Here is a 251-nt window from a genome sequence, read left to right as displayed (position 1 = left end):
CCTGTTGCGCCAGGGCGCGCGCCAGAAACACGCGCTTTTTCTGACCGCCGGAGAGTTCGCCGATCTGCCGGCCGCGCAGCTCGCTGAGGCCGACGCGCTCCAGCGCCTTGTCGACCCGCAAGCGATCCTCGCGCGACGGAATGCGCAGGAAATTCATCTTGCCGTAGCGGCCCATCATCACCACGTCTTCCACCAGCACCGGGAAGTTCCAGTCGACGTCTTCGGTTTGCGGCACGTAGGCGATCAGGTTC

General features: G+C 64.9%; 1 protein-coding gene. It reads right to left on the bottom strand.

From position 1 onward, the window contains the following. The coding region (locus ACYYG1_RS17710; RefSeq protein ID WP_461211647.1) for an ATP-binding cassette domain-containing protein at positions 1–251 on the bottom strand (251 nt) is incomplete at both ends.

This window comes from Desulfocurvus sp. DL1XJH-121 (genome assembly GCF_054819825.1).
Note: the sequence above shows the minus strand (reverse complement) of the source record. Positions and strands in the feature narration are given on the sequence as shown.